Below are 18,949 nucleotides of genomic sequence, written 5' to 3'. Positions count from 1 at the left end.
GTCATTATATGACTGGGGCGTTTTTTATTGGGCTTTGTCTGGAAGCGGCGCTCTGGCCGCTAATCATCTTCTACTTATTCTTCAGAATCACTCTCTGCATCTTCTTCTTCGCGCGCCGGTTCTAATTCATTAAACCAGCTGTCTAACTTGTGGCGTACTTTATCGACATTGATCTTCTTCAATGACGAAAACATCTCAACTTGCACATCGCCCATGAATGCTGCTGAAGCTTCACGAACTGCATTAAGCTGTGCTTTACGCGCGCCTGATGCCAATTTGTCGGCTTTGGTCAGCAATAGCAGTACTTCTATATTGCTTTCAACTGCCCATTGGATCATCTGTTGATCGAGATCTTTTAGCGGGTGACGAATATCCATCAAAATCACCAACCCTTTCAGCGCCTGACGTTTTTGCAGATATTCGCCCAGTGCACGTTGCCATTTCAACTTCATCTGCTCTGGTACTTCGGCATAGCCATAACCCGGTAAATCGACCAGACGTTTGCCTTCGCTCACCTCAAACAGGTTAATTAATTGCGTACGGCCTGGCGTTTTACTGGTGCGCGCCAAACTTTTTTGATTGGTTAACGTGTTGAGTGCGCTAGATTTACCGGCATTAGAGCGTCCAGCAAAGGCCACTTCAATACCGGTGTCAGATGGCAAATGACGGATGTCAGGGGCGCTAAGAATAAAGCGGGTAACGTGATAATTTAGTTCAGGCAAGATGACACTCCAAAAATACGTATTCGGGCAATGGCGCTGATTATACGCGTTATGGCGCGAAAGTGCTCAATGGCATCCTTTTAGGCTTTTTTGTAAGAGATTTGCCATTAAAAGTGGCAGTTATATCCTCTTTTATTTAATTTTTTAAAAAAATAAATCATTAAAATTCATTTATTTAAATAAAAAGTACGGGTTTTCCATCGAAACTCAAGACAAGTCTGGCTTGAGGGTTTTACTAATTGGTCTACATTATTGTGCAGTGCATGGCAGCACCCATTAGGATGATGCGCTCAGGAATGTCATGAAGATGAAGAGCGATGGAGTGGAAATGGTCAAGGATTGGGACCGGACAAGGAAAAGGAGATGCTCAGGAGATGAGCTGGCGCGGGAATAACCGGGATGTTGCGAGCCAAAAAGGATTTAAAACATGATTCCTTCTTATGAAGGTGTGAAATAAGGCGACAGCTTAAGCTGTCGCCTTTTTTCTTTGTCTGCTTTCTGCTAGATTTCGCCGCAATTCTATACTGAATAAAAACGCTGAGATAAAACACTATGAAGCAACCTGCACGAGCTGCGAACGGCAAACCTGCCGCCAAGGCCAAACGCAAATCGCGTGAAGAAATAAACATTGAAGCACGTGACCGCAAGCGCGATAAAAAGCATCGCGGTCATGCGTCAGGCAGCCGTGCGAATCCCGAAACCAAGGGCAGCAAAAACGGCGGCTCAGGCACTACAGCTAAAGATCCGCGTATCGGGAGTAAGAAGCCGATCGCGTTAGGCGCTGAAGGTCAAACCGCACCGGCTAAAGTGAAAAAGGCGCCAACCAAACCTGCCGTTGAGAAAGTGCGTCTAACGCCTGAAGAAGAATTGGCGAAGCTGGAAAACGATCCCCGTTTGGATAATCTGCTTGATCGCCTTGAAGGCGGTGAAACGCTCTCCGCTGAAGATCAAGGTTGGTTAGACGCAGCGCTTGATCGTATCGATGAGCTGATGGAGCAGTTAGGCATCGCCATGGATGACGACGAAGACGAGCAAGCCGAAGAAGATATGTATCGTCTGCTGAAAGGCAACTAAGCTTTTTGACCGGCATGTGTGTTTGCGCATGCCGGGCTTAACAGGTAAACACGAATGTTTTGGCCTGGATCAATTTTCGCGCTGTTACTTACATGTTATCTACTTTGGTTATTGATTAAACTACGACGCCTGTCGCGTCTGAAGCATCGTATAAGTCGGGTTTCATCATCCCGCTCACCTTTCTCCTCTTCTGCATCGCGACCTTCTCTTAGACGACGTCACCGGAAGGAATAAGTATGTCATCGCAGCAGATCGAGTGGGATCAGGCGTTAATTGAAAAGTACAATTACGCCGGTCCACGCTATACCTCGTATCCCACCGCGCTCGAGTTCAACGAAAACTATGCAGAAGATGATTTCCAACGAGCGGTAGCGCGTTACCCCGATCGCCCTTTATCTCTCTATATCCACATTCCGTTTTGTCATCGCCTCTGTTATTTCTGCGGCTGCAATAAAATTGTGACGCGCCAGTTGCATAAAGCCGATCGCTATTTGGATGTGTTAGAGCAAGAAATTCGCCAACGTTCGCCTTTTTTTCGCCAGCGTCGAGTGACTCAGCTTCACTGGGGCGGCGGCACGCCGACTTTCCTGAATAAAGCGCAAATTACCCGTTTGGTCACCTTGCTGAAGCAGCATTTTGACGTGGCGGCAGACGTGGAAATGTCGATCGAGATTGACCCACGTGAAATCGAATTAGATATGATCGATCACCTGCGTACGCTGGGCTTTAATCGCCTGAGTATGGGCGTACAGGATTTTAATAAAGCCGTTCAGGAGCGCGTTAATCGCGTGCAGGATGAAAATGTCATTTTTGGTTTGATGGAAAGAGCCCGCCAGCAAGGCTTTAGCTCAACCAGCATCGATTTAATTTATGGTTTGCCACTGCAAACGCCAGAAAGCTTCGCCTTTACTTTAAAGCGCGTTACTGAGCTCAATCCCGATCGCCTCAGCGTCTTTAATTATGCGCATATGCCTACGCTATTTGCTGCTCAACGCAAAATCAAAGAGGAGGAGCTGCCTTCTGCCTCGCAGAAGCTTGTTATCCTTCATGAGACCATCGCTATGCTAACGCAGCAGGGTTATCAGTTCATCGGTATGGATCATTTCGCAAAGCCGCAGGATGAGCTGGCAGTGGCTCAGCGTGCAGGCCTGCTTCATCGTAATTTCCAGGGTTATACCACGCAGGGCGATAGCGACTTGCTTGGGCTGGGTGTGTCGGCAATTAGCATGATCGGTGACAGCTATGCGCAAAATCAAAAAGCGCTCAATGTGTGGTATGAAAGCGTGGGCAGCACGGGTAATGGCTTATGGCGAGGTCTAACGTTGAGCCAGGACGACTGTTTACGTCGCGACGTGATAAAAATGCTGATATGCAATTTTTCTTTGGATTTTAAAGCGGTAGAAGCGCAATGGAATATACACTTTAACGACTATTTCGCTGAGGATTTAACGCTATTGAAACCATTGATTGCGGATGGGCTGGTGGAGCATAGCGCGACAGGGCTACAGGTTACGGGAGTGGGGCGTTTACTCATTCGGAATATCTGTATGTGCTTTGATGTTTATCTGCGCCAAAAGGCGCGTCAGCAGCAGTTTTCGCGCGTTATCTAAAGTAAACGGCTGAAGCACAAGCAATGCTCCAGCCGTTCATCTCAACACTTATTCCATGCCGAGCTCTTTTAGCTTGCGAGTCAAGGTATTACGTCCCCAGCCCAACAAACGTGCCGCTTCCTGCTTATGGCCCTGCGTATGTCGCAGCGCAGTAGTCAGCAGCGTGCGCTCCATCTCCGGCTGTGCTTCTGACAACAAGTTTTGATGACCGGAACGTAAAGCGCGATCGGCCCACTGTGCCAGCAACGTTGCCCAGCTATCAGGCAGTGATTGCACTGGATTTTCTGGTGTGTTCGATTCAAACAGCTCTGAAGGCAGATCCTGAATCAGTACTTCCTGGCCAGCCGCCATCACCGTTAGCCAGCGACAGGTATTTTCCAACTGGCGTACGTTACCGGACCAGTGAAGGCGCGTTAATGCTGTCTCGGTTTCAGGATGCAAAATTTTCGCTTCGACACCCAGTTCTCGCGCAGCAACCTGCAGGAAATAACGCGCCAGACGAGGAATATCCTCGCGACGCTCGCGCAGCGGTGGCAAATGTACCCGGATGACATTCAGACGGTGGAATAAATCCTCACGGAACTTGCCTTCCTGTACTCGCAGCTCAAGGTTCTGATGCGTAGCAGCAATGATGCGAACATCGACCTTTACAGGCGCATAGCCGCCAACACGATAAAACTGGCCATCAGCTAAAACGCGTAGCAAGCGGGTTTGCACATCTAAAGGCATATCACCGATTTCATCTAAAAATAGTGTGCCGCCGTCGGCCTGCTCGAAACGGCCCTGCCGAATCTGATTCGCTCCAGTAAAGGCGCCTTTTTCATGACCAAACAGCTCGGATTCAATCAAATCCTTGGGAATGGCAGCCATATTCAGGGCAATAAATGGCGATTTTGCCCGTGGGCTATGACGATGCAGCGCGTGCGCCACTAACTCTTTACCGGTACCCGATTCACCATTGATCAGTACGCTGATTGACGAGCGCGACAGGCGACCAATGATACGGAATACATCCTGCATGGCAGGCGCTTCACCGATAATATCGGTTGTTGGCCCGCTAACTGGCTGATTACGCGGCTGCTGCTGTTCCTGATAATGACTGATAGCACGCTCAACCAGCGCGACCGCTTCATCAATATCGAAAGGTTTCGGCAGGTAATCAAACGCACCTTGCTGGTAAGCACTGACCGCAGCATCTAAATCAGAATGCGCCGTCATGATAATCACGGGCAACATCGGATGACGCTGTTTAATCTGTTTTAGCAGCGCCAGCCCATCCATACCCGGCATGCGAATATCTGACAATAAAACATCTGGGGTTTTGGTCGAAAGTGCATCTAGCACCTCGCTTGCGCTGTCAAAAGTGGCGCAGTTTAAACCGGCTCCAGTGAGCGCGCGTTCAAGCACCCAGCGGATGGAGCTATCGTCATCGACGATCCAGACTATCCCTCGTTGCATAGAAACCTCACTGGCGAATAGGCAAGTAAACCGAGAATTCGGTGTGACCAGGCCAACTGTTAAATTCTATTTTTCCTGAATGCTGATCGATCAAGCTGCGTGCGATTGAAAGGCCTAAACCGGTGCCGCCTTCACGCCCGCTGACCATCGGATAGAACAGCGTATCTTGCAGTTGAGCTGGAATACCCGGGCCGTCATCCTCTATATCGATGCGCGCCACCAGGCGATATCGCGTGCCATGCAGCGTTAACTGAAACGCCGTGCGGGTACGAATAATGATTGTGCCGCCTTCTTCACCCAACGCCTGAAGGGCGTTGCGTACTACGTTCAGCAGAACCTGCTCAATTTGATCCGGGTCATGCGGCAATTCCGGCAAGCTGGGGTCATAATCGCGCACCAGCGAGACGTTGTCAGGCAGCTCCATCGACACCAAATTCACCACGCGCTCAGCGACTTGATGAATACTTTGAGTGATGTGCATGCCAGGCTGCTGCGGCCCTAACAGGCGATCTACCAGGTTTCGCAACCGGTCCGCCTGCTCAATAATAACTTTGGTGTATTCGTTCAGCGACGGATCGGGCAGCGCACGTGATAACAATTGCGCAGCACCCCGTAACCCTCCCAGCGGATTTTTAATTTCATGTGCCAGACCACGAACCAAATCGCGCGCTGCAACCTGCTGGGCGTGCTGTAACTGTTCCTGACTAAGACGACGTTGGTTATCCATCGGCGCCATTTCCATCAGGATAAAACCATCAGGCAAGCGTTGCGCCGTCAGTGACATAATGTGCGCGCGGCCATCCACAACCAGCGTCACTTCACTGTCGGTAAATCCCTGGCCAGCCTCAAGACTTTCACGCATCACCTCAACATTCAGCGAAAAGTAGCCGGTTAATTCAGGTAACGGCGTGCCGAACAATTTACGTGAGCTTTGCGCCAGTAATTGCTGCGCCGCCGGGTTGGCGTAATGAATAACCAAATCGTTATCCACCAACAAAATACTGTTGATTAATGAATTGAGAATCTGCCCTGCATCGGGCAGAGAGCCAGTTGCCATACAGCGTTCCTTTGCACTAAGTGAGTGCATTGTAGTATTTAAGCCGAATTTCAGGCGAATGAACGATGAATTCGCGGAGAAAAAAGCCCATCCGAAGATGGGCTAAAAATTTCCACGGCAACATAAAACCTAAAATTGATTAAACGCTGTAGTAAAGCTCGAACTCTACCGGGTGCGGAGTCATGCGAACGCGGTCGTCTTCAGCTTTACGCAGGGTGATGTAGGCATCGATGGTTTCGTCAGTGAACACGCCGCCACGGGTCAGGAACTCGCGGTCTTCGTTCAGTGCGTTCAGCGCTTCTTCCAGTGAGCCAGCCACTTTTGGAATCTCAGCTTCTTCTTCCGGCGGCAGGTCATACAGGTTTTTGTCCATCGCGTCGCCAGGATGGATCTTGTTGATGATGCCGTCAAGGCCAGCCATCAGCAGAGCAGTAAACGCCAGGTATGGGTTTGCCGCTGGATCCGGGAAGCGCGCTTCAATACGACGTGCTTTCGGGCTAGCAACAACTGGGATACGGATTGATGCAGAACGGTTACGCGCGGAGTAAGCCAGCATAACCGGTGCTTCATAACCCGGGACCAAACGCTTGTAAGAGTTGGTAGTCGGGTTAGCTAAGGCGTTGATTGCTTTAGCGTGCTTGATAATACCGCCGATGTAGAACAGCGCCATTTCAGACAGGCCGCCGTACTTGTCGCCAGAGAACAGGTTCTCGCCACCTTTAGACAGTGACATATGGCAGTGCATACCAGAACCGTTGTCGCCAAACATTGGCTTCGGCATGAAGGTCGCAGTTTTACCGTATGCATGTGCAACGTTGTGCACAACATATTTGTAGATCTGAATTTCGTCAGCTTTTTTGGTCATGGTGTTGAAGCGGGTTGCCACTTCGTTCTGACCAGCAGTAGCCACTTCGTGGTGATGCGCTTCTACTACCAGACCCATTTGTTCCATGGTCAGACACATGGCAGAACGGATGTCCTGAGCTGAGTCAACAGGTGGAACGGGGAAGTAGCCGCCTTTCAGACCTGGACGGTGACCTTTGTTACCGCCTTCGTACTCTTTACCGGTGTTCCAGGCTGCTTCGATATCGTCGATAGCAACGTGTGAGCCGGAAGTAGAAGAACCGAAACGGATGTCATCAAACAGGAAGAATTCTGGTTCTGGTCCGAACAGCACGGTGTCCGCGATGCCAGAAGAGCGCAGGAAATCTTCAGCGCGCTTTGCGATTGAACGTGGATCACGATCGTAGCCCTGCATGGTGCCTGGCTCGAGAATGTCGCAACGGATGATCAGCGTAGAATCTTCGAAGAACGGATCCATTACCGCCGTGGTTGCGTCAGGCATCAGCACCATGTCTGATTCGTTAATGCCTTTCCAGCCACCGATGGAGGAGCCATCGAACATTTTGCCTTCTTCGAAGAAGTCAGCGTTAACCTGGTGAGCAGGGATAGTAACGTGCTGTTCTTTACCTTTAGTATCGGTAAAACGCAGGTCAACAAACTTAACTTCATTCTCGTTCATCATCGAGAGAACGTGTTCAGCGGACATACTCAACTCTCCTGGAAATGGTCATTGTCTACATGGTGAGAGAACTTCGTTGCCTGGAATGCGTCTCTTATTACAACCATTCCTAACCAACTGAATCTCGGCAAGCTCTTCAACCGTTGTCTAACTGTCGTTTTCGCTTGATTAATATAAAGCGAATTCTGTGCCAACTTTCTGTCATCGTGCTAAATAGCGCTATAATGCGCTCTCTTATCTCTCTTGCGCTGCACCAGTATGGATGCCTTGCACCAAGATTGTGCTTTTCACGCAAATATCAGCACCAATTTGGTGCGTCACGCCAACTTAGTGCATTTTCTGCACCGAGAACAGTGCGAATTTCCCCCAATGCAATAAACTTTCAGTGAAAAGTGTGATCATGTTCAGTCTTCCGCTTAATCCGTGTACAATAGCGCGCTATTTCTATTTCTATAAATGCCTGAGGCAAAGCTGTGATCGAAAATTTGCGTAACATCGCCATCATCGCGCACGTTGACCATGGAAAGACCACCCTGGTTGACAAACTGCTGCAACAATCCGGTACCTTCGATGCCCGTACCGAAGCTACTGAGCGCGTGATGGACTCCAATGACCTGGAGAAAGAGCGTGGGATTACCATCCTCGCAAAAAACACCGCCATTAAGTGGAATGACTACCGTATCAACATCGTTGATACCCCAGGACACGCCGACTTCGGTGGTGAAGTTGAGCGCGTCATGTCCATGGTGGATTCGGTGCTGCTGGTTGTAGATGCGATGGATGGCCCTATGCCGCAAACCCGCTTCGTGACCAAAAAAGCGTTCGCGCATGGTCTGAAGCCGATTGTGGTTATCAACAAAATTGACCGTCCTGGCGCACGTCCAGATTGGGTTGTTGATCAGGTATTTGACCTGTTCGTTAACCTTGATGCGACCGACGAACAGCTCGACTTCCCTATCATTTACGCTTCTGCGCTGAATGGTATCGCGGGTCTGGAACACACTGACATGGCGGACGACATGACCCCGCTGTATCAGGCAATTGTTGACCACGTTTCTCCGCCACAGGTTGAAGCTGACGCGCCACTGCAGATGCAGATTTCGCAGTTGGACTACAACAACTATCTGGGCGTTATCGGCATCGGCCGCATCAAGCGCGGTAAAGTTAAGCCGAACCAGCAAGTGACTATCATTGATAGCGAAGGCAAAACCCGTAACGGTAAAGTCGGTAAAGTGCTGGGCCACTTGGGTCTGGAACGTATCGATACTGATATGGCAGAAGCGGGCGACATCATCGCGATCACCGGTCTGGGCGAGCTGAACATCTCTGACACTATTTGCGACACGCAAAATGTTGAAGCGTTGCCAGCCCTGAGCGTTGATGAGCCAACCGTAACCATGTTCTTTAACGTCAACACCTCACCGTTCTGCGGTAAAGAAGGTAAGTACGTGACTTCACGTCAGATCCTTGAGCGTCTGAACAAAGAACTGGTTCACAACGTTGCGCTGCGTGTTGAAGAAACCGAAGATGCTGATGCGTTCCGCGTATCAGGTCGTGGTGAACTTCACCTTTCTGTACTGATTGAAAACATGCGTCGTGAAGGTTTCGAACTGGCGGTATCCCGTCCGAAAGTTATCTTCCGTGAAATCGATGGCCGCAAACAAGAGCCATTCGAAAACGTTACGTTGGATATCGAAGAGAATAACCAAGGCTCAGTAATGCAAGCCATGGGTGAGCGTAAAGGCGATCTGAAAAACATGGATCCGGATGGTAAAGGCCGCGTACGTCTCGACTACGTGATCCCAAGCCGTGGCTTGATTGGCTTCCGTAACGAATTCATGACCATGACTTCCGGTACCGGCCTGCTGTACTCCACCTTCAGCCATTATGACGATATTCGTCAGGGCGAAGTGGGCCAGCGCCAGAACGGCGTACTGATCTCTAACGGCCAAGGCAAAGCAGTTGCGTTTGCATTGTTCAGCCTGCAGGATCGCGGCAAATTGTTCCTGGGTCACGGTGCAGAAGTATATGAAGGCCAGATCATCGGTATTCACAGCCGTTCTAACGACCTGACTGTTAACTGTCTGACCGGTAAGAAGCTGACCAACATGCGTGCTTCTGGTACTGACGAAGCGACAACTCTGGTTCCGCCAATCAAGATGACTCTTGAGCAGGCGATCGAGTTCATCGATGATGACGAACTGGTAGAAGTGACGCCGCAGTCAGTACGTATCCGTAAACGTCACCTGACTGAGAACGACCGTAAGCGTGCTTCACGCGGTAGCAAAGACGTTTAATCTGTCTGTTACAGTCGTTTAATAATGAGCCCCGCAATGCGGGGCTTTTTTTTGCCTGCCATATTCTGATTTTGGTGTGATTTTAACTTCTCCGGCTAAATGACCCCGCCCGCGTAGCACCAGCCTGTCGCTTTCTTGCGGCAGCTTCCACTTCGTAGCTTTCTCTTCGCTGTTGCCTGTTCAGCCTCGGCTTTTGCCGCTAGAGTGAATAATCCAGGGAATAGAAGGAGGCACCATGCTGTACATATTTGATTTAGGTAATGTGATCATCGATATCGACTTCAACCGCGTATTAGGCGTCTGGAGCGATCTGAGTCGAGTACCGCTGGCATCTTTGCAAAGCCATTTCCATATGGATGAGGAGTTTGAACAACACGAACGCGGCGAAATCAGCGATGAAACATTTGCGGCTGCACTGTGTGAAAAACTGGACATTGCCCTGAGCTATGAGCAGTTTACGGCAGGCTGGCAGGCAGTCTTTGTCGGCGTACGTCCTGATACCTTGGCGTTGATGCATAAACTGCGAGCCGAAGGCCATCGCGTGGTAATTTTGTCTAATACCAATAAGCTGCATTATGCTTTCTGGCCAACGCAATATCCTGAAGTTCAACAAGCAGCAGACAAACTTTACCAGTCGCAGGATCTGGGCATGCGCAAGCCAGAAGCACGCATCTATCAGCATGTATTGAATACTGAAGGTGTTAGCGCCGATCACGCGGTGTTCTTTGATGACAACCAGCAAAATATTGAAGCGGCACGTGCATTAGGCATTGAAAGCGTATTAGTCACTGACAATAAAACTGTGCCCAACTGGTTTGCGAGCCAGCACTAAACCATGATGTTGCGAAGATACCGTCCTAAGCTACATGCCTTCTGGTTGTGGCTCAAACTGCTGTGGAAACGCATTAACGATGACAACATGACAACACAGGCAGGTAATCTGGCTTACGTCTCGTTGTTGGCTCTGGTACCGCTGATTGCCGTGGTCTTTGCCTTATTTGCTGCCTTTCCGGTGTTCTCTGACGTCAGCGTGCAGCTGAAAAGCTTTATCTTCAACAACTTTATGCCTGCCGCAGGCAACACGCTGCAACGTTATCTTGAACAATTTGTGGCTAACGTGAATCGCATGACGGCGGTAGGTGCGGTGGGGTTAATTGTTACCGCACTGCTACTGATGCATACGGTTGATGCCGCGCTCAATGACATCTGGCGCAGTGATAAAAAGCGCCCGCTGGTTTACTCATTCGCCGTGTATTGGATGATTTTAACGCTGGGGCCGCTGTTGGCCGGGGCCAGCCTGGCGATCAGCTCGTATTTGTTGTCGCTACGCTGGATAAATGCCACAGGCGTGACCAGTTTGATTGATCAGATGTTGCGTATCTTTCCCTTGCTGTTGTCGTGGCTCGCTTTTTGGTTGTTATACAGCATTGTTCCAACCAAACGTGTGCCGCCACGCGATGCGCTAATTGGTGCCTTAATTGCCGGTGCGCTTTTTGAGTTGGGTAAAAAGGGCTTTGCGCTGTATGTTACGATGTTCCCTTCATACCAGTTAATTTATGGCGTGCTAGCCGTCATCCCTATCCTGTTTTTGTGGGTTTACTGGACGTGGTGCATTGTCTTATTAGGTGCTGAAATCACCGCCACGTTGGATGACTATCGCCAGTTAAAACAACAAGAAAGAGAATTAAAACGAGAGGAACCATGATTGCATTGATTCAACGCGTGCAACACGCCAGCGTCAGCGTCGATCACAGCGTGATAGGGGAAATTGGCGCAGGTCTATTGATTCTTCTGGGCGTGGAAAAAGGGGATGAAGAGAAGCATGCGGAGCGTCTCGCAGAACGTGTATTGGGCTATCGCATTTTCAGCGACGAGCAGGGCAAAATGAACCTGAGCGTTAAACAAGCGGGCGGCAGCGTGCTGGTAGTCTCGCAGTTCACGCTAGCGGCTGATACACAAAAAGGCATGCGACCGTCGTTTTCAGGTAGTGCGGAGCCTGTAAAAGCGGAACGCCTTTATCACTATTTCAGCGACTGCTGTCGCAAGCAGGAAGTCATTACAGCAAATGGCCGCTTTGCTGCTGATATGCAAGTCGCGCTGGTGAATGATGGTCCTGTAACGTTTTGGTTGCAGGTGTGAGGTCGTTAGCCGAGCGGCAAGGGAACAGCCACGCAAGCTCCGAACGAGAGAATCACTTTATGTATCATCTTCGCGTGCCACAGACGGCGGAGGAGCTGGATATTTATTATCAGTTCCGCTGGGAAATGTTGCGAAAACCGCTGCGTCAGCCGCAGGGTTCGGAACGAGATGCATGGGATGCGTTAGCGCATCATCAAATGGTAGTAGACGAGCAGGGCAATCCCGTTGCCATCGGCAGGCTGTATATCAATGCTGATAACGAAGCAGCTATTCGCTTTCTGGCCGTTCATCCCTCGGTACAAGGCAAAGGCTTAGGTACGCTGGTAGCGATGACGCTGGAATCGGTTGCCCGCCAGGAAGGTGTAAAGCGTGTTACCTGTAGCGCCCGTGAAGATGCCGTGGCGTTTTTTGCCAAGCTGGGGTATGTCAATCAAGGCGAAATTACTGCGCCGCAAACCACGCCGGTACGTCACTTTTTGATGATCAAACCGGTGGTCACGCTGGATGATATCCTGCATCGCGCCGATTGGTGCGGCCAGCTCCAGCAGGCGTGGTACGAGAATATCCCGCTTAGCGAGAAGATGGGCGTTCGCATTCTGCAATACACCGGACAGAAGTTCATCACGACCATGCCGGAAACTGGTAATCAGAACCCACACCATACTTTATTTGCGGGCAGTTTATTCTCGCTGGCAACGCTGACCGGCTGGGGTTTAATCTGGCTGCTGCTCCGTGAGCGCCATTTGGGCGGCACGATTATCCTCGCGGATGCACATATACGCTACAGTCGGCCTATTAGTGGACGCCCCGGCGCTATCGCCGATCTCGGCTCATTAAGTGGCGATCTCGATCGTCTGGCACGTGGGCGTAAAGCGCGCGTGCAGCTGGAGGTAGAATTATTTGGTGATGATGAGTGTGGCGCGGTATTTGAAGGCGTCTACATTGTGCTGCCCGCCGATCCTGACGGGCCGCTGGAAGAGGGCGGTTCTGGCGCCCGAATCAACTAATACAAAGGGCCGAATTTCGGCCCTTTGTTATTTTACCTGACCAGCCTGCATGCTCTGCTGCAATTGCTGGTTATCGGTTGTCACCGAAAGATTACCGTTTACGGTGGGGCGTAAAGGTTCATTAGCCTTTAATGCCGCGTTGAGATGCAACTGCAAATTGCTGTCCCCGGTTAGTGAAAGCGCAGGCCATCCCCAGTTCTGTAAAACGTTTACCGGAACTGCGCGTCCGGTGAGATTAAGCGTTAAAGGACGATCTGCTTGCTGTCCCACGCCAGCGGTGCCTTCTAGCAATCCCTTATTATTAAAGGCGCTCATTTCTGTCACTTGAATCTGCTGATCGTTAGCCGTTAAAGCAATGGAAGGATGACGTAAATCGGTGCGGTTAAACGTGGCTTCAGCGGCATTCAGGTTCACCTTACCAGACCAGAATCCCCATTGATGTTGACGCGCCAGCAGCACATTTTCTCCATTACCGTCCAATGAAGTCATCTGGAAGGGGAAGGCCGGATTAATATCGATGATCAGGTTGCGATTAGAGGTAAAACGCGTCACTAAAACAGAGTCTAGCCAGTCCGGTAATGCAGTCTGCCAGCGCACTCGCCAATTTTCCGGCAAGGTATATTCCAATCCGGCCACCGCCAAATTATCCAGCGTGAGGCGTTTATCACTGCGTGACCAATTGCCGTCAGCACGTATCACTCCGTTGGCCCAGCGAGAACTAAACTGGTTCAGCGTAATGCCTTGCGGCGAAAAATCGACGTTGACAATGGGATCATTCAACTCAAAACGACCATTGATAAAGTTACCCGCATTCATCGCCAGCGAACCATCCTGACTCTGCCAGTCGTTGCCTTGCCAGTTAAGATTTTTCAGCGTTAGATCGAGATCGGTAACTGCCCAATCCGGGCCTTGTAAACGCGCATCGGTCATATCCAGACGAGTAATCGAAATTGACGGTACGTTTTGGAACGGACGCAAAAAATCGCCCAGATTGCTGGCGGTTTGCAGACGAATATCATTCAGGCGGAGCTGATTAATCTTCCAGTTGCCTTGCGCATCGCGTTCACCGTTACCCGTCATGGAGCCGCGGGCCAAATCAGCGCCAATATTGCTGAACAGCATACGTCCTTGCGTTACGCTACCCTGAATCAGTACGTTGTCGCCGGGTACACCGTTTAACGACATTGTGCCTGCACTCATTTGGAACTGCGCATCGCGGCCAAGCATATCGCTGGCGGTTGGTTTCCACGGTACTATGCCGCCGTTAACCTGTTGAGCGAACAGAGGCAATGCGTTATTCGGGCTATCAACACGCATATTGTTCAACTGCAGGCGATTAGCCTGAACCGGCAGTGCGCTGGTTGGCGTCAGGTTTGCCAGATTAATTTCGCCGTCACGTAATTCAATGCTGCTGAAATGCAGCGGATCGCTGAACTGTACTAACGCTAAACCCAAATCAACACGTTTTGCGACCAATACCGCAGGCTGACCATCATGACCAAAACTGAAATTATCGAGTGTGATATGAGAAGGGGCAGAGAAATTGTGCTCTATCTTACTCAGGGAGAGATGCCAGTCAGTTTTGTCACTCACCCAACGGCTAAACCAACCTGCACCCCATTGCGTTTGCAGCATGACATAAATAAAGACCAGGCCGAGCAGCAGCAGCAGCACTAAGGTGAGAAAAAACTTTCCTAAAAATTTCATTGCATCCATCCCGAGTTAAATCCGGTCAGAGGTTGTTATGCCTGAAATACCGTTACAGCTCAACCGCCTGGATGTAAATCCGAATAAATAGCAGGCAGGCCGAAGCCTGCCTAAAGAATTACTTTTCCTGAGGGAAGATCAGGTTTAAGACGATAGCGGTGATGCCGCCTGCCGCGATGCCAGAAGAAAGCAGCGTTTTCAACCAGTCAGGCGCAAATTGCAGGATCAGCGGCTGCTGAGAAACACCCAAGCCAACAGCCAGCGACAGCGCAATAATCATGATGGCACGACGATTCAGCGGTTCGCGCGAAACAATGCGCACACCAGACGCCGCGATAGTCCCAAACATGACGATCGTCGCGCCGCCCAGTACAGGTTCTGGAATATGCTGCACAAAACCGCTCACTGCTGGAAACAGGCCAAGGACGATCAGCATCAGGGCGACGACAAATCCTACGTAACGGCTGGCAACACCGGTTAACTGAATCACACCGTTGTTTTGACCAAAGCAGGAGTTCGGGAATGTGTTGAAGAGTGCCGAAACAAAAGAATTCAAACCATTTGCCAGCACGCCGCCTTTAAGACGCTTCATATAAAGCGGGCCGCTTACCGGTTGTTCAGAAACGTCAGATGTCGCAGTAATATCGCCAATCGTCTCCAGTGATGTCACCATAAAAACCAACATCAGCGGAATTAGCAGGTTCCAGTCAAAGCCCAGGCCGTAATAAAGTGGCATCGGGATGGCAACCAGCGGCTGATCGCTGGAAGCAGAGGTTTGTGGCAGCATATCCAATGACCAGGCAAGCAGATAACCCACTGCCATAGCAATCACCAACGAAGCAACGCGTAGATAAGCATTTTTCTGACGATTAAGCAGGATAATCACTAACAGCACAGCGCCTGCCAGCAGCAAGTTTTTCGGTGCGCCAAAACTGTGATCGTTCATCGCCGCAAAGCCGCCGCCAATGGAGGTCAAACCCACCTGAATCAGCGAAAGACCGATAATCATCACGACAATGCCAGAGACCAGCGGTGTAATAATGCGACGCGCCAGATGCAATACGCGCGACAGCACCATTTCAGTACAAGATGCTACCATTAACGTGCCGAACAGCGCTGCCATCATAGTTGGCACATCGGCCCCGCCGTTTTTAAGCGCCATTCCACCCATAATCAGCGGCGTCACAAAGTTGAAACTGGTGCCCTGAATCGATAACAGACCAGAGCCCACGGGGCCCCAGGTTTTTATCTGCAGGATTGAAGCTACGCCCGAAGCAAAAAGCGACATGCTAATGATGTGCTGCGTATCATGCGCGGGCAGGCCGAGCGCCTGGCAAATCAGCAGTGCAGGTGTAATTACCGCAACGAACATGGCCAGCAGATGCTGACAGGCGGCAAACAGGGTTTGCGGCAGCGGCGGACGATCTTCAAGACGGTAAATGAGTTCACTTTGACTGACGGAAGGTTGGCTTTGCTGCGGATTGCTGGACATCTTTTGCTGTTCCCAGAAAAATAGTGTGGCGATTGTAATCATCCGCGAGACAAAAGCAATCGTTTGCCCAATGGTGATAAAAAACGCCGGTTAGACGTTGGTATAACGGACATTTTCCGGTAGCCAGCGTTCAATCAAGGCGCTGGCCTGTTCGGGATAGTGCTGGTGGATGTGGCGTGCGACGCGCTGCACTTCTGGTACCATCGCCTGGTCGCGCAAAAGGTCCGCAACTTTGAATTCAGCATTGCCAGTTTGGCGTGTTCCTAATAACTCGCCAGGCCCACGTATTTCTAAATCGAACTGCGCGATGACAAAGCCATCATTGCTGTCGCGCAGCACCTGCAACCGCTTCTGCGCGGTTTTGCTGAGTGGTGCTTTATAGAGCAATACGCAATGTGACGCGACGGCACCTCGCCCAACGCGCCCGCGCAGCTGATGAAGCTGCGCCAAACCCAGGCGCTCAGGGTTTTCGATAATCATCAGACTGGCATTAGGCACGTCAACGCCAACTTCAATAACGGTGGTGGCTACCAGTAATTGCAGCTCATTAGCCTTGAAGGCCTGCATAACTGCCTGCTTCTCTGCCGGTTTCATGCGGCCATGAACCAGCCCAATATTCAAATCAGGCAATGCATTTTTTAAGGCTTCCCAACTCGCTTCCGCCGCTTGCGCTTCCAGCAACTCTGACTCTTCAATTAGCGTACAAACCCAATATGCCTGACGGCCTTCCCGGCAAGCATGCTCAACGCGCGTCATGATTTCATCACGGCGACTATCGGGGATAGCGACTGTGGTGACTGGCGTGCGGCCTGGCGGCAGTTCATCGATGGTCGACGTATCAAGATCGGCATACGCGGTCATCGCGAGAGTGCGGGGAATGGGCGTGGCAGTCATGATTAACTGATGCGGATGGAAACCTTGCTCTTCGCCTTTTTCCCAGAGCGCCAGGCGTTGATGTACACCAAAGCGATGTTGCTCATCAATAATCACCAAGGCCAGGCCGTTGAACTGTACCTGTTCCTGAAACAATGCATGCGTGCCAACCACCATTGCGACATCGCCATTAGCGATAGCATCTTGCTGTGCCTGGCGTGCTTTGCCTTTTTGTTTTCCGGCTAACCAACCCACCTCAATACCCAGCGGCGCAAACCACTGCCGGAAATTGGCCGCGTGCTGCTCAGCCAGCAGTTCAGTCGGTGCCATGAGTGCAACCTGTTTGCCATGCGCAATAACGTTTAGTGCAGACAATGCCGCAACCAGCGTTTTACCAGAACCGACATCACCTTGTACTAAACGCATCATCGGGAAATCGTTGGCTAAATCTTTTTCAATCTCTTGCACTACCCTTTTTTGCGCGTTGGTCGGCGAGAAAGGCAGCGCTGCCAGCAATTGCTCGCTGAGGTTATGACGTGCCGGCATCGGTAAAGCGTAATAGCGCTGTGCGCCAGCGCGAACGGCCAACATGCTGAGATTGTGTGCTAAAAGCTCTTCAAGAATCAGTCGACGTTGAGCCGGATGACGCCCGCTCTCCAGTTCGCTTAATTTTAAATCGGGTGGTGGACGGTGCAATGTGCGCAGTGCATCCGGCAGGCTGATCAGTCCGCCGCTTAATTCTTGCGGAAGTAACTCAGCAATTGGGCAGCTTTCCAGCAGTGTCAGCGCTTGATCGGTCAGGTTACGTAGAGTCGCCTGGCGAATGCCTTCCGTGGTGGGATAAACCGGCGTTAGCGTCTCTTCCAGCGCCACATTGCTGTGTTCGCCCTGAATACGGTATTCAGGATGGATGATTTCAGCGCCACGCTGGCCGCGTTTGATTTCGCCGTATGCAGTAACGCGACGGCCTGGCGCAAGGCCATTTTTCATCCCAGCGTTAAAGTTGAAGAACCTCAACGTCAGCACGCCGCTGCCATCACTGATTTGGCACACCATCATACGGCGACGACCAAAAGTGATTTCAGAATGCAACACTTCGCCTTCTACCGTGGCCCAAATGCCGGGCAGCAAATCATCAATGGCGTAAAGTTGGGTGCGGTCTTCGTAGCGTAGCGGCAGATGCAGCAGTAAGTCTTGAATGGTGTGCAGGTCAATTTTGGCAAGTTTCGCTGCCTGACTGGCGCCGACGCCGGTCAGGGTACTGAGCGGGATGGCATCCAGCAGGCGACCTTTCATTTTTTACCTTTGGCTTGCATGGTGGCCCACCAATCAGCATCGGCTTCCACTTCGCCTTGCGTATTGATGTGCGGATAGGGCAAGCCTTTTTGATTAGCCACGCGGGCCAGCACCGGATAACCGCCTTCAAACAGCAAACGTTGCTGCTCTGCTTCATCCAGCAAGCTGTAGTCGCGTTGATAAAGGCCAGCGTTTTGACGTTGACGCTGTGCTTCATAAAGGATCAGTGCGGAGGCAACCGAAACGTTCAATGACTGCACCATGCCAACCATAGGAATAATAATGTCCTGATCGGCCAGCGCGAGCGCTTCTTCGGTGATGCCGGTTTTTTCCTGACCCATCAGAATACAGGTGGGTTTGGTGTAATCAATTTCACGAAAGTCTACGGCGCTGTCAGAAAGATGCGTCGCAAGGACCTGCATTTTTTGGTCTTTCAGGTGCTTTACCGCTTCGCGAATGTTGCGATGTGTGACCACTTTGACCCAGCTATTACTGCCTGCCGAAGCGGAAACTTGAGTTCGCATACGTTGACTTGGCCAAACGGCGTGGACTTCATGAATGCCGACGGCATCAGCGGTACGAATCACTGCAGAGACGTTATGCGGCTTGTGCACCTGTTCCATGCAGACGGTAAGATCGTGCTGGCGCAAGGCCAGCATCTCTTGAATACGCGCAAATCTTTGATCGTTCATGGA

At 50.9% G+C, this 18,949-nt stretch carries 15 protein-coding genes; 7 read left to right on the top strand and 8 right to left on the bottom strand.

Annotation, left to right across the window (positions count from 1 at the left end; genetic code table 11):
- Window positions 1-74: 74 nt before the first annotated feature.
- The gene (yihA, locus tag ACF2G4_RS14260; RefSeq protein ID WP_215848119.1) at window positions 75-722 is read right to left on the bottom strand and encodes a ribosome biogenesis GTP-binding protein YihA/YsxC; all 648 of its coding nucleotides are present in this window, start codon (window positions 720-722) and stop codon (window positions 75-77) included.
- Between the two features lie 552 nt (window positions 723-1,274).
- On the opposite strand from yihA, the gene yihI reads away from it, so the two are divergent.
- Window positions 1,275-1,796, top strand: coding sequence for a Der GTPase-activating protein YihI (gene yihI / locus ACF2G4_RS14255; RefSeq protein WP_215848120.1), 522 nt, complete (start codon window positions 1,275-1,277; stop codon window positions 1,794-1,796).
- A 236-nt stretch (window positions 1,797-2,032) separates the two neighbouring features.
- Window positions 2,033-3,406: an oxygen-independent coproporphyrinogen III oxidase gene (gene hemN / locus ACF2G4_RS14250; RefSeq protein ID WP_409075014.1), complete on the top strand. Its 1,374-nt coding sequence runs from the start codon at window positions 2,033-2,035 to the stop codon at window positions 3,404-3,406.
- Between the two features lie 48 nt (window positions 3,407-3,454).
- Here hemN and glnG read toward each other — a convergent pair whose 3' ends face one another.
- The 3 genes from glnG to glnA form a co-directional block, all read right to left on the bottom strand.
- Window positions 3,455-4,864 carry a nitrogen regulation protein NR(I) gene (gene glnG, locus ACF2G4_RS14245; RefSeq protein WP_215848121.1) on the bottom strand — a complete coding sequence of 470 codons (1,410 nt, stop codon included), beginning with the start codon at window positions 4,862-4,864 and terminating at the stop codon, window positions 3,455-3,457.
- Between the two features lie 7 nt (window positions 4,865-4,871).
- Window positions 4,872-5,921 carry a nitrogen regulation protein NR(II) gene (gene glnL / locus ACF2G4_RS14240; protein WP_215848122.1) on the bottom strand — a complete coding sequence of 350 codons (1,050 nt, stop codon included), beginning with the start codon at window positions 5,919-5,921 and terminating at the stop codon, window positions 4,872-4,874.
- Window positions 5,922-6,060: 139 nt separating this feature from the next.
- Window positions 6,061-7,470: a glutamate--ammonia ligase gene (glnA, locus tag ACF2G4_RS14235; protein WP_215848123.1), complete on the bottom strand. Its 1,410-nt coding sequence runs from the start codon at window positions 7,468-7,470 to the stop codon at window positions 6,061-6,063.
- A gap of 446 nt (window positions 7,471-7,916) precedes the next feature.
- On the opposite strand from glnA, the gene typA reads away from it, so the two are divergent.
- The 5 genes from typA (at window position 7,917) to fabY (ending at window position 12,886) form a co-directional block, all read left to right on the top strand.
- Complete coding sequence (typA, locus tag ACF2G4_RS14230) at window positions 7,917-9,740, top strand: ribosome-dependent GTPase TypA (RefSeq protein ID WP_215848124.1); 1,824 nt, start codon at window positions 7,917-7,919, stop codon at window positions 9,738-9,740.
- 235 nt (window positions 9,741-9,975) lie between these two features.
- A complete protein-coding gene (gene yihX, locus ACF2G4_RS14225) occupies window positions 9,976-10,572 on the top strand; it encodes a glucose-1-phosphatase (RefSeq protein WP_409075013.1) in 597 nt (198 codons plus the stop codon).
- Window positions 10,573-10,575: 3 nt separating this feature from the next.
- Window positions 10,576-11,445: a virulence factor BrkB family protein gene (locus tag ACF2G4_RS14220; protein WP_215848126.1), complete on the top strand. Its 870-nt coding sequence runs from the start codon at window positions 10,576-10,578 to the stop codon at window positions 11,443-11,445.
- Window positions 11,442-11,879, top strand: a complete 438-nt coding sequence (dtd, locus tag ACF2G4_RS14215; protein WP_409075012.1) for a D-aminoacyl-tRNA deacylase — start codon at window positions 11,442-11,444, stop codon at window positions 11,877-11,879. The genes ACF2G4_RS14220 and dtd overlap by 4 nt, the downstream gene beginning before the upstream one ends.
- 59 nt (window positions 11,880-11,938) lie before the next feature.
- Window positions 11,939-12,886: a fatty acid biosynthesis protein FabY gene (gene fabY / locus ACF2G4_RS14210; protein ID WP_215848128.1), complete on the top strand. Its 948-nt coding sequence runs from the start codon at window positions 11,939-11,941 to the stop codon at window positions 12,884-12,886.
- Between the two features lie 27 nt (window positions 12,887-12,913).
- Here the strand turns inward: fabY and ACF2G4_RS14205 are convergent, their stop codons facing one another.
- The 4 genes from ACF2G4_RS14205 to trmH form a co-directional block, all read right to left on the bottom strand.
- Window positions 12,914-14,593, bottom strand: a complete 1,680-nt coding sequence (locus ACF2G4_RS14205; protein ID WP_215848129.1) for an AsmA family protein — start codon at window positions 14,591-14,593, stop codon at window positions 12,914-12,916.
- A 118-nt stretch (window positions 14,594-14,711) separates the two neighbouring features.
- Window positions 14,712-16,085: an NCS2 family protein gene (locus ACF2G4_RS14200; RefSeq protein ID WP_215848130.1), complete on the bottom strand. Its 1,374-nt coding sequence runs from the start codon at window positions 16,083-16,085 to the stop codon at window positions 14,712-14,714.
- A gap of 90 nt (window positions 16,086-16,175) precedes the next feature.
- Window positions 16,176-18,254: an ATP-dependent DNA helicase RecG gene (recG, locus tag ACF2G4_RS14195; RefSeq protein WP_215848131.1), complete on the bottom strand. Its 2,079-nt coding sequence runs from the start codon at window positions 18,252-18,254 to the stop codon at window positions 16,176-16,178.
- Complete coding sequence (gene trmH / locus ACF2G4_RS14190; protein WP_215848132.1) at window positions 18,251-18,946, bottom strand: tRNA (guanosine(18)-2'-O)-methyltransferase TrmH; 696 nt, start codon at window positions 18,944-18,946, stop codon at window positions 18,251-18,253. Before trmH ends, recG begins: the two co-directional genes overlap by 4 nt.
- Between the last annotated feature and the right edge of the window lie 3 nt (window positions 18,947-18,949).

Origin of the sequence: Pantoea phytostimulans, from assembly GCF_046118715.1 — a bacterium.
GTDB classification, from domain to species: domain Bacteria; phylum Pseudomonadota; class Gammaproteobacteria; order Enterobacterales; family Enterobacteriaceae; genus Pantoea; species Pantoea phytostimulans.
This window is presented reverse-complemented; position numbering and strand designations above follow the sequence as displayed.